Annotated in this window: 3 protein-coding genes; 2 read left to right on the forward strand and 1 reads right to left on the reverse strand. The window is 74.1% G+C overall.

All coding sequences use genetic code 11. The features are described from left to right. Positions 1-9: 9 nt before the first annotated feature. Positions 10-939: a sulfite exporter TauE/SafE family protein gene (locus B5D80_RS31905; protein WP_088647645.1), complete on the reverse strand. Its 930-nt coding sequence runs from the start codon at positions 937-939 to the stop codon at positions 10-12. 837 nt (positions 940-1776) lie between these two features. Between B5D80_RS31905 and B5D80_RS34955 the strand changes: the two genes are divergently transcribed. After that, complete coding sequence (locus B5D80_RS34955) at positions 1777-9294, forward strand: type I polyketide synthase (RefSeq protein WP_088647646.1); 7518 nt, start codon at positions 1777-1779, stop codon at positions 9292-9294. Positions 9295-9346: 52 nt separating this feature from the next. After that, positions 9347-11876: type I polyketide synthase (locus tag B5D80_RS31915; protein WP_144081832.1), on the forward strand; the 2530-nt coding region annotated here is incomplete at its 3' end.

Raw genomic sequence — 11876 nt, forward strand, 5'->3', positions numbered from 1 at the left:
CCGCCGGGTTCAGCTCGACGTGGTGGCGGGCTCTCCGGCACCGCTCTCCGGCCCGACGGCGACCGGCGTGGCCTGCCGGTCGGCCAGGTGCCGGCGCAGCGACCAGGCCACCGCCGCCGCCCAGAGCACCGCGATGAGCAGGTAGCTGGCGTACCGGACGGCGTCCGGGGCACCGATCCACTCGCTGCGCAGCAGGGTCCGGATGTTGGTCAGCACGATGACCCCGCCGACGGCGGAGCCGAGCACCCGGGGCGGGACCAGTCGCACCAGCCAGGCGGCGATCGGCGCGGCGATCATGCCGCCGAGCAGCAGCGCGCCCACCCAGCCGAAGTTGATGTTCTCCGAGCCGATGCCGACCAGGAAGCCCAGGCTGGCGGCGACCGCCACCAGGAACTCGCTGGTGTCGATCGAGCCGATCACCCGGCGCGGTTCCAGTCGGCCGCTGGCCAGGATCGCCGGGGTGCCGACCGGCCCCCAGCCGCCGCCACCGGTGGCGTCGACGAAGCCGGCGACGAGCCCCAGCGGGCCGAGGAAGCGCTTACGCAGGGGCAGGCCGACCCGGTCGCGGGGCAGGCCGGCGACGGTGAACCGGATCAACACGTAGAGGCCGAGGGCCAGCAGGATCAGCGACATGATCGGGGCCGCGGTCGCCGTCGAGAGGCTGGACAGGAACGTCGCCCCGGCGAACGCCCCGACGGCGCCCGGCACGCCGACCCGTCGGACCACGGTCCAGTCGACGTTGCCGAACCTCCAGTGGGCGGCGCCGGAGACGAGGGTGGTGCCGATCTCGGCCAGGTGGACGGTCGCCGAAGCGCTCGCCGCACCTGTGTTGAGGGCCAGCAACAATGTGGTGGATGTCACGCCGTACGCCATCCCGAGACTGCCGTCGACCAGTTGTGCACCGAGGCCGACGAGGGCAAGAAGAAGCAGGCTACGCACAATTACCGCCGATCCGGAAGGGAATTGGGAAGGCCTGCCCGGCCGGGTCGGACCACCGTCACGGTGACGGCCGTCCCGGCTGGTGGCGGCCTGTACAGAGGTCGGTGCTGCCGGAGGAATCACCCCCGCAGAGCGCGTGCCACCGGTGGGTACGACCACCCGGCGGACAGCGCATGAAACGTTCGTTAAGGGAGTACGTCAACCGTCGTCATGGGGTGGCGTTTGGCCAGCCCAGAGCCGTTATCGGTGACGCCTCCAGGGCTTCGTCGCCCGGTCGGCGGTCACCGCCGAGGTCAGCGGCAACGGGTGGGACGGATGCGCGGTCGGCGAATGATCTGCGCCCCACCAGGGAGTTTAAAGATCGAGAACCAATCCCACCTCGCCTCACGAATGCCATAGCTAATCGATGGGTAATGATGGCATGAATACCGATACGGATCTTTGAGGCATACCGCAATCGATGGCAAGACCCGTTCCACATAGTGGGATACGGGAAGTCCCGATCTCCACTACCAGGGACTTCACCGGCCACCGGAAAACAGTTTGGAAATAAAACCGCAAATGACTGGACAAGCATCGATGGCACGATCCGGTGGCAGCCTCGTCGCATCGACGAACATCGTGCCTGGTTAACCCGACGGCATATCCGGTAGCCTTGGTAGGAAATCTTCAGCCCGCGCCCGTTGATCGGCGGATTTAACCGGGCTGTAACTGGGCGACGTTAGATTGTGACGCAGTGCGACATTTACTGCGGCAAATCAGCACGCGTTCGCCGGCCCGTTGCCGGCAAATTCCCTAGTCAGCCCGCGATCCTTCGCGACCCGAAGTGGGAGCCCGATGAGTAGCGCACCGTACACACGTGACCTGATCCTGGTCGTCAACCCCGTCGGCGTCCTGGAACCGGGCCCACGGATCACGGCCGCCACCGCAGCCGGTGGTGGACGCGGCATCATCGACCTGGCCACCGGCGACGACTGGTCGTTGCGGGCGCTCGCCCGCGCCGCGAGCTGGTCGTCCGCCCCGATCGGCGTCCGGGTCCCGGCCGGCTGCCGGGCCACCCCCGCCGAGGTGGACCGCGCCGCCGCCGGCCGGGTGGACCTGATCGTGGTCGAGCCGACGGGCCCGTGGCCGCTGGCCGAGATCACCGGGAGCCACCGGGTGCTGGTGGAGGTGACCAGCCGGGCGGAGGCCCACGCCGCCGCGGCCGCCGGCGCGCACGGGCTGATCGCCCGTGGGATGGAGGGTGGCGGCCGGGTCGGCGAACTCAGCTCCTTCGTCCTGCTCCAGCAGCTCGTCGCCGACGACACCCTCGACCTGCCGGTCTGGGTGGCCGGCGGGATCGGCCCGCGGACCGCCGGGGCCTGCCTGGTCGGTGGCGCGGCCGGCGTGGTGCTGGACACCCAGCTCGCCCTGATGCCCGAGTCGGAACTGCCGGCCGACGTGCAGGCCGTCATCCGCAGGATGGACGGCTCGGAGACCGTGCTGCGTGACGGCGTACGGGGCATCCGCCGGGGCGGCCCGCACCAGGGCGACAGCGAACTGCTCCCGGTCGGCCAGGACGGCTGGCTGGCGGCGGCCTTCGCCGACCGCTGGCCCGACACCGCCGCCGCCGTACGCGGCATGCGCGCGGCGATGCTCGACGCCGTCGACGGCCCCGACGCCGCCGACCTGCTCCAGCCGCACGCCCCCCTGGCCGAGGCCCTCGGGGTGCGGGTGCCCGTCGCCCAGGGCCCGATGACCCGGGTCAGCGACGAGGCGTCCTTCGCCGCCGCCGTCGCCGACGGCGGCGCGTTGCCGTTCATCGCCCTCGCCCTCAACTCGGCCGACCAGTGCCGCCGGATGCTCACCGAGACCGCCGCCCAGCTCGGCGACCGCCCGTGGGGCGTCGGGGTGCTCGGCTTCGCCCCCGAGGAGCTGCGCGCCGCCCAACTGGAGGTCATCCAGGAGATCCGGCCCGCCTGCGCGATCATCGCCGGTGGCCGCCCGCCACAGGCCCGCGCCCTGGAGGAGCAGGGGATCAGCACCTTCCTGCACGTGCCCTCGCCCGGCCTGCTGCGCCAGTTCCTGCGCTCCGGCGCGCGCAAGTTCATCTTCGAGGGCGCCGAGTGCGGCGGGCACGTCGGACCCCGGGCGAGCTTCCCGCTGTGGGAGGCCCAACTGGCGGTGCTCGACGACTACCTCGACACCGATCCCGCCGCCGGCGCCCAGCTCCAGATCTTCTTCGCCGGTGGGGTGCACGACGCCCGGTCGGCGGCGATGGTGGCCACGATGGCCGCGCCACTGGCCCGCCGGGGCGCCCGGATCGGCGTGCTGATGGGCACCGCCTACCTGTTCACCGCCGAGGCCGTGACCCACGGCGCGGTCCAGCCGTTGTTCCAGCGTGAGGCGCTCACCGCGGAGCACACCGCGCTGCTGGAGACCGCCCCCGGGCACGCCACCCGCTGCCTGCACACCCCGTTCGTCGACGACTTCCACCAGCTACGCACCCAGCTCGAGGGCGCCGGGGTGGAGAACCGCGAGGTGTGGGAGCAGCTCGAACTGCTCAACGTCGGCCGGCTGCGGATCGCCAGCAAGGGCCTGCGCCGCTCCGGCGACGTCGTCGAGACCGTCGACGAGAACGTCCAGGCAAGCGACGGGCTGTTCATGGCCGGCCAGGTAGCCGTGCTGCGCGACCGCGCCACCACCGTCGCCGAGCTGCACGACGACGTCACCACCGCGGTACGCGGCTTCCACGCCGACCGGCTCGACGCCCTGCGGGCCCGGCTCACGCCGCCGGCCGTCGAGATCGACGAGCCGCCCGCCCCGCTGGACATCGCCATCGTCGGGATGGCCTGCATGCTGCCCGGCTCCCCCGACCTGGACAGCTTCTGGCGTACGGTGCTCAGCGGCGTCGACACCGTCACCGAGGTCCCGCCGCAGCGCTGGGACACCGAGCACTACTACGCCCCCGAGGTCGGGCCGGGGCAGACCGGCCGGATCAGCGTCTCCAAGTGGGGCGGGTTCATCGAGCCGGTTCCGTTCGACGCCATCGGCTACGGCATCCCCCCGGCCGCGCTGAGCAGCATCGACCCGACCCAACTGCTCGCCCTGGAGGTCTCCCACCGGGCGCTGGTCGACGCCGGCTACCCGTACGACGCCCCCGGCGCGGACCACGCCCGGACCGGGGTGGTGTTCGGCGCGGAGGCGGGCAGCGACATGGGCCACGCGCAGACCCTGCGCACCATGCTGCCGGCGTACCTCGGTGAGGTGCCCGAGCAGATGCAGGAACTGCTGCCCACGGTCACCGAGGACAGCTTCCCCGGCGTGCTGGCCAACGTGATCGCCGGCCGGGTCGCCAACCGGCTCGACCTGGGTGGGCCGAACTACACCATCGACGCGGCCTGCGCCTCGTCGCTGGCCGCGATGGACGCCGCCTGCAAGGAACTGGTCGCCGGCGACAGCGACCTGATGATCTGCGGCGGCGCCGACCTGCACAACGGGGTCAACGACTACCTGATGTTCACCTCGGCGCACGCGCTGTCCCCCACCGGCCGGTCCCGCCCCTTCGACAGCACCGGTGACGGGATCGCCCTCGGCGAGGGCGTCGCGTGCGTCGTACTCAAGCGGCTGGCCGACGCCGAACGCGACGGTGACCGGATCTACGGCGTGATCAAGGGGCTCGGCGGGGCCAGCGACGGGCGGGCCCTCGGCCTGACCGCGCCGCGCCCCGACGGGCAGCGGCGGGCCCTGGACCGGGCCTACCACCGCACCGGCATCTCCCCCCGCGAGGTCGGCCTGGTGGAGGCGCACGGCACCGGCACGGTGGTCGGCGACCGCACCGAGCTGGAGACGCTGACCCGAATGTTCGTCGAGGCCGGCGCCGAACCGGGCAGCTGCGCGCTCGGCTCGGTGAAGTCCCAGATCGGGCACACCAAGTGTGCCGCCGGGCTGGCCGGCCTGATCAAGGCGACGCTCGCCCTCTACCACGGCATCCGCCCGCCCACCATCCACCTGGAACGACCCAACCCGGCCTGGCACCCGCAGCAGAGCCCGTTCGCGTTCTTCACCGAGGCCCGCCCGTGGCCCGCACCGGCCGCCGAACGGATCGCCGGGGTCAGCGCGTTCGGCTTCGGCGGCACCAACTTCCACGTCGTGCTCAGCGCCTACGCCAACGCGCCGGAACCCCGGCACGCGCAGCGGATCTGGCCGGCCGAGCTGTTCTGCTTCCGGGGCACCGACCGGGCCGCCGCCCACCAGGCCGTCCGGCAGCTGCTGGAGAGCCTGACCGCCGAGGGGGCCGGCAACCGGGCGGGACGCCTGGCCGAGCTGGCCGCGTCGGTCGCCGCCAGGGCCGCCAACCGGCCCGGGACGACCCAGGTCGCCGTGGTCGCCCGCGACCTGGCCGACCTGGAGACCCTGCTGCACCGGGCGCTGGCCGGCGAGCACGACCCGGCCCGGGGCCTGGTCCAGCCGACCGGGGTCGACCCGGTCGGACCCGGCCAGGTGGCGTTCCTCTTCCCCGGCCAGGGCAGCCAACGCCCCGGCGCCCTCGCCGAACTCTTCGTCACCTTCCCCGAGCTGCGGCACTACCTCGAACTCGACAAGGACGCCGCGGAGCTGCTCTTCCCGCCGACCGCGTTCGACCAGGACTCCCGACGCGCCCAGGACGACCGGGTCCGCGACACCCGCACCGCCCAGCCGGTGCTCGGCATCGGTGGCCTCGCCGTGGACCACCTGCTGCGCCGCCTCGGCGTCCGACCCGACATGACCGCCGGCCACAGCTACGGCGAACTCGTCGGGCTCTGCGTCGCCGGGGCGTTCGACGCGGCCACCCTGCTCGACCTGAGCCGGCAGCGGGCGGCGGCCATCCTCGACGCCTGCGGCGAGGACCCGGGCACCATGGCGGCGGTCGCCGCCAGCGCCGAGCAGGTCGCCCAGGTGCTCGCCGGGGCCGGCCTGACCAGCGAGGTGGTGCTGGCCAACCGGAACGGCCCGCAGCAGGTGGTGGTCTCCGGCCCGACGGCGAAGGTGCAGTCGGCGGTGATCGCGCTCAAGGAGGCCGGACTGTCCGCCCGCGCCATCCCGGTGGCCTGCGCCTTCCACAGCCCGGTGGTGGCCGGCGCGGTGGAGACCTTCGCCGAGGTGCTCGCCACCCGGTCGATCACCGAGCCGCGCATCCCGGTCTGGTCGAACCTGACCGCCGCCCCGTACTCCGGCGACGCCGGCCAGGTCCGCCACCACCTCGCCGAGCAGATCGGCGCGCCGGTGCGCTTCGTCGAGCAGATCGAGGCGATGTACGCCGCGGGCGCCCGCCTCTTCGTCGAGGTCGGCCCCGGTCAGGTGCTCAGCCGGCTGGTGCAGGCGGTGCTCGGCGACCGGCCGCACCAGACGGTCGCCTGCGAACGCGGCCCGGCCGACGGCCTGCGCGGGTTCCTGATCTCGGTCGCCGAACTCGCCTGCGCCGGCACCCCGGTCCGCACCGACTGGCTGTTCCACGGCCGGGTCGCGGACGCCGCCGCCACCACCGCACCGAACCGTCGTCCGCTCTGGACGGTCGACGGCCAACTCGTCCGGGACCAGCACGGCAACTGCCTTCCCGGTGGCATGACCCCTCCCCGACGGATCAAGGAGTTGTCGATGACCCCTGCCAATGGCACCGCCACCACCCCCGGCGCCGCCACCGGCACCGTCAGCGGCCCCGCACCGTCGACCGTCCGGGACGTCCGGACCGTCGACGCGCCCGCGCCCGCGCCGGCCACCGTCCGGGACATCCGGGGCGAGCTGCTCAGCGAGTACCTGCGCACCACGCGGGAGATGATCGCCACCCAGCGGGACGTGATGCTCGCCTTCCTCGGTGACCCCGGTGACGGCGGCAGCCGGTCGGCCGGGGAGCCCACCGGGGCGTACCGGGTGGAGGGGTACGCCGGGCCGGCGCCCACGCCGACGCCCGCCCCGGTCCCCCGGTCGCTGCCCGCCGCCGCTCCCGCGCCGGCTCCGGCTCCGGCCCCGACGCCTGCCGTCGCCCCACGCCCCGCCCCGGCCCCCGCCGTGGCCGGGGCGAACGGCGGCACGGCGCTGGCCATCGCCCCGGCGCCGACGGTCGCCCGGCCCCGGCCGGTCACCCCGGACGTCGTGCCGGTCTCCCCCGCGGTCGGCGGCCCCGTCGCGGCCCCCGCCCCGGTCGCCGCGCCCGCTGCTGCGGTCGCCGTGGTCGCCGCGCCGGCCGGGCCGGGCATCGCCGAGTTCCAGCAGGCGATCCTGGCGGTGATCAGCGAGCGCACCGGCTACCCCGTCGACCTCATCGAACTCGACCTCGACCTCGAAGCCGACCTCTCCATCGACTCCATCAAACGCGCCGAGGTCGCCGGCGAGGTCGCCCAACGCCTCTCCCTCAGCGTCGAAGGCGACGAGAGCGAACTCGAAGACCTCGTCAAGGCCCGCACCGTCCGCGCCATGGTCACCTGGCTCGACGAGAAGATGAGCGGCACCGTCACGACCACCGCCACGCTGACCGCCGCGCTGCCGTCGGGCGACCAGATCGGCGTCACCGCCGCGGACTTCCAGCAGGCGATCCTGGCGGTGATCAGCGAGCGCACCGGCTACCCCGTCGACCTCATCGAGCCCGACCTCGACCTCGAAGCCGACCTGTCCATCGACTCCATCAAACGCGCCGAGGTCGCCGGCGAGGTCGCCCAACGCCTCTCCCTCAGCGTCGAAGGCGACGAGAGCGAACTCGAAGACCTCGTCAAGGCCCGCACCGTCCGCGCCATGGTCACCTGGCTCGACCAGAAGATGAACACCACCGTCACCGCGACGGTGACGGTCGCCGCCCCGGCCGCCGCGCCCGCCGCCCCGACGGCGAGCGTCGCCGCCCCGGCCGCCGCACCCGCCGTGTCTCCCGCGCCGACCGAGGTCGGGGTGGGGATCGCGCCGAAGCGGCTGGTCGCCCGGGAGAGCGTCCAGCCCGGACAGCGCGTCGACCCGGGCACGCTCGCCGGGATGCGGTTCCTGATCACCGGGGGCGGACCGGTCGGGGCGTACCTGGCGGAGCTGCTCGGCGCGCACGGCGCCGGCGGCCAGCTGGGGGTCCTCGACAGCGAGCAGGCCGACCAGGGCTTCGACGGGGTGCTGGTGCTCGACGGGCTGACCAACCTCGACGAGCCGCTGCTGCCCGCGGTGTTCCCGCTGCTGCAGCGGGCCCTGGCCGCCGGGCCGCGCTGGCTGCTCGCCGCCGGGGCGCAGGACGTCGCCGGCGCGGCCGACGGCATGCCCGGCCTGTTCCGCACGATCGCCCGGGAGTACCCGGGGCTGACCGCCCGGTTCGTGGCGGTGGACCCGGCGGCGACGCCGGACGTGCTGGCCCGGCAGCTGCTCGACGAACTGCTCACCGCCGCCGACGCCCCGGTGGTGGCCCGGCGTGGCGACGGGCGCTACGTCGCCGACCTGGTCCCGGTCGAGCTGGGCGCGCTGGCCGCCGGGGGTGCCGGACCGGCCGGCGACGGGGTGTCCGAGGCCGCCGCGATCGGGTTGGAACGCGACTCGGTGGTGGTGCTGATCGGTGGGGCGCGGGGCATCACCCCGTGGTTCGCCCGGGCGCTCGCCTCGGCCAGCGGCTGCCGCATCGAGCTGGTCGGCCGCACCCCGCTGCCGTCCGGCCCGGAGGACCCGGAGCTGGCCGCCGCCACCGACCGGGCCGCGCTGGTCGGTGTGCTGGCCCGACGGGGCCTGTCCTCGCCGGCCGAGATCTCCCGCACCGCGCAGGCCGTCCTGGCCGCCCGGGAGGTGAGCGCGACGATCGCCGAGCTGACCGAGCTGGGTGGCGAGGTCCGCTACCACGCCCTGGACGTCCGGGACGCGGCGGCGACCCGCGCGCTGCTGGCCGCGGTCCACGCCGAGTACGGCCGCCTCGACGGGGTCGTCTACGCCGCCGGGATCATCGAGGACAAGCTGATCGCCGAGAAGGACCCGGCGTCGTTCACCCGGGTCTTCGACACCAAGGTCGACGGGGCCCGGGGGCTGCTGGCCGGCCTCGACGCGCTGCCCGGCGCGCCGCGGTTCCTGGTCTTCTTCGGCAGCATCGCCGCCGCCTACGGCAACCGGGGGCAGGCCGACTACGCGGCGGCCAACGACGCCCTGGACGCCATCGGCACCCGCTACGCGGCCCGGACCGGGGTGCGCACCGTGACCGTCCACTGGGGGCCGTGGGCGCCCGGCGTCGGCCACGGCGGCATGGTCACCGCCGAGTTGAGCCGCGAGTACGCCCGGCGCGGCATCGGCCTGATCGACCCGGAGGAGGGCGCGCTGGCCCTGCTGCGCGAGCTGGCCTGGGCCGACGCGTCGGTCACCTCGGTCGTCTACACCGCCTCCGGGTGGTGAGGGCGTCGATGAGCCGTCCCGCCCCCACCCGCCCCACCCGTCGGAGGAACCGATGAACAACGGCGCCGCTGCGCCCGGCCAGATCGCGATCGTGGGGATGGCCGCCCTGATGCCCTCCGCCGGTGACCTGGAGACCTACTGGCGCAACCTGATCGGCGGGGTCGACGCGATCACCGACGTCCCCACGCACCGCTGGGACGAGGAGTTCTACGACCCGGAGCAGTCCCACCGGGCCGACCGGATGTACTGCCGGCGCGGCGGGTTCGTCGACGAGTTCGCCACCTTCGAGCCGCTGCGGTTCGGGGTGATGCCCGCCTCGGTGGGCGACATCGAGCCGGACCAGCTGATCACGCTGGAGGTGGCCGCCGCGGCGATCGACGACGCGGGCGGCGGCGACCGCCTCCCGGCCCGTGACCGGATCGGCGTCATCCTCGGCCGGGGCGGCATCCTCAGCCCCGCCCAGGCCCGCTACGCCCAGCGGGTGCGGATGTCGAGCCAGGTGGTCAGCATCCTGCGGGAGCTGATCCCCGACGTCGACCCGGCCCGGCTGGAGCTGCTGCGCAAGAAGTTCGACGAGCGGCTCGGGCCGTACCAGCCGGAGGGGACGATCGGCCTGGTGCCGAACCTGGCCGCCTCCCGGGTGGCCAACCGGCTCGACCTGCGCGGCCCGGCGTACACCATCGACGCCGCCTGCGCCTCCTCGCTGATCGCCGTGGACCAGGGCATCACCGAACTGCTCAACGGCCGGTTGGACGCGGTGCTCGCCGGTGGCGTGCACCACGTGCACGACATCAGCTTCTGGTCGGTGTTCAACCAGCTCCGGGCGCTGTCGCGGCGGGGCGAGATCCGGCCGTTCGACGCCGCCGCCGACGGGCTGCTGATCGGCGAGGGCACCGGCGTGGTGGTGCTCAAGCGGTACGCCGACGCGGTGCGCGACGGCGACCGGGTGTACGCGGTGATCCGGGGCAGCGGGGTGTCCAGCGACGGCAAGTCGGCGAGCATGTTCAACCCGGCGGTCTCCGGCCAGGTGCTGGCGATCCGCCGGGCCTGGGAGTCCGCCGGGCTCGACCCGACCGCCCCGGACGCGCTGGGGCTGCTGGAGGCGCACGGCACCGGCACCCCGACCGGGGACGCCGCCGAGCTGACCACGGTGGCGGAGGTGTTCGGCCCGTACACCGGTGGGCCGCGCCCGGTGATCGGCTCGGTGAAGTCGATGATCGGGCACACCATGCCGGCCGCCGGGGTGGCCGGCCTGATCAAGGCCGCGCTCGCGGTGCACCGGGGGGTGCTGCCCCCCACCCTGCACTGCGAGACGCCGCGCAAGGAGATGGCGGCGACCCGGTTCGCGCCGATCGACACCGCCCGGCCGTGGGAGAGCGACGGGCCGCGCCGGGCCGGCGTCAACGCGTTCGGGTTCGGCGGGATCAACGCCCACCTGATCATCGAGCAGGCCCCGGTGTCGGTGGGTGAGCCGGTGGTGGGGCTGACCGCCCCGGCCGCCGGTCGGGCCGTGGTCGACGAGCCGGACCAGGTGCTCTGGCTGGCCGCGCCGGACCCGGCCGGGCTCGCCGACCTGCTGGACCGCGACGACCAGGAGGTACGCCGCATCGGCGTCGAGCTGGCCGCCCGCTCCGGCGGGGAGGCTCCGCCGCAGACCCGGCTGGGCATCGTCAACCCGACGGACAAGCTGCTCGCGGTGGCCCGTAAGACGGTGGCCCGGGGGCAGGCGTGGCGGGGCGGGCGGGACATCTGGTTCAGCCCGCAGCCGCTGCTCGGCGCGGGGGCGGGCAAGCTCGCCTTCGTCTTCCCCGGCCTGGAGGCGGAGTTCGCCCCCCGGACCGCCGACCTGGCCGCCCACTTCGGCCTGCCGGACCGCGAGTGGTCCGCCGCCGACCTGGGCCGGCACGGCGCCGGCCTGATCGAGGTGGGCAAGCTGCTCGACACGGCGTTGGCCCGGATGAGCGTACGACCCGACGCGGTCGCCGGGCACAGCATCGGCGAGTGGACCGCCGCCGCGGTCAGCGGTCAGATCAGCACCGCCGCGATGGACGAGTTCCTCGACCTGTTCAACGCCGACTCGGTGGAGGTCTCCGGCTACGTCTTCGCGGCCGTCGGGGCCGGCGCGGACCGGGTCGCCCCGCTGCTCGGCGACTACCCGGGGGTGGTCCTGTCGCACGACAACGCCCCGGCGCAGTCGGTGGTCAACGGCCCGGAGCCGCAGGTCGACCGCCTCGTCGAGGCGCTGCGTACCCGCAACATCCTGTGCCAGAAGCTGCCGTTCCGGTCGGCGTTCCACACCCCCGCCTTCGCCGACGGGCTCACCTCGATCGGTGCCGCCCTGGGCCGCTGGGAGGTGCACCCGACCCGGATGCCGGTGTGGTCGGCGACCCTGCACGCGCCGTTCCCCGCCGACGAGGAGGAGGTCAACCGGATCTTCGTCCGGCACATGATGGAGCCGGTCTGGTTCCGGCAGACCGTCGAGGCCATGTACGCCGCCGGGTTCCGGGTGTTCCTCCAGGTCGGCGCGGGGCAGCTCGCCTCGCTGATCGGGGACAACCTGCGCGGGCGCGAGCACCTGGCGA

The organism is Micromonospora wenchangensis, from assembly GCF_002210435.1.
Taxonomy (GTDB): Bacteria; Actinomycetota; Actinomycetes; order Mycobacteriales; family Micromonosporaceae; genus Micromonospora; species Micromonospora wenchangensis.

Coding starts and splice junctions, on each gene's coding strand:
- B5D80_RS34955 (WP_088647646.1), top strand. CDS start 1,777: ATGAGTAGCGCACCGTACACACGTGACCTGATCCTGGTCGTCAACCCC.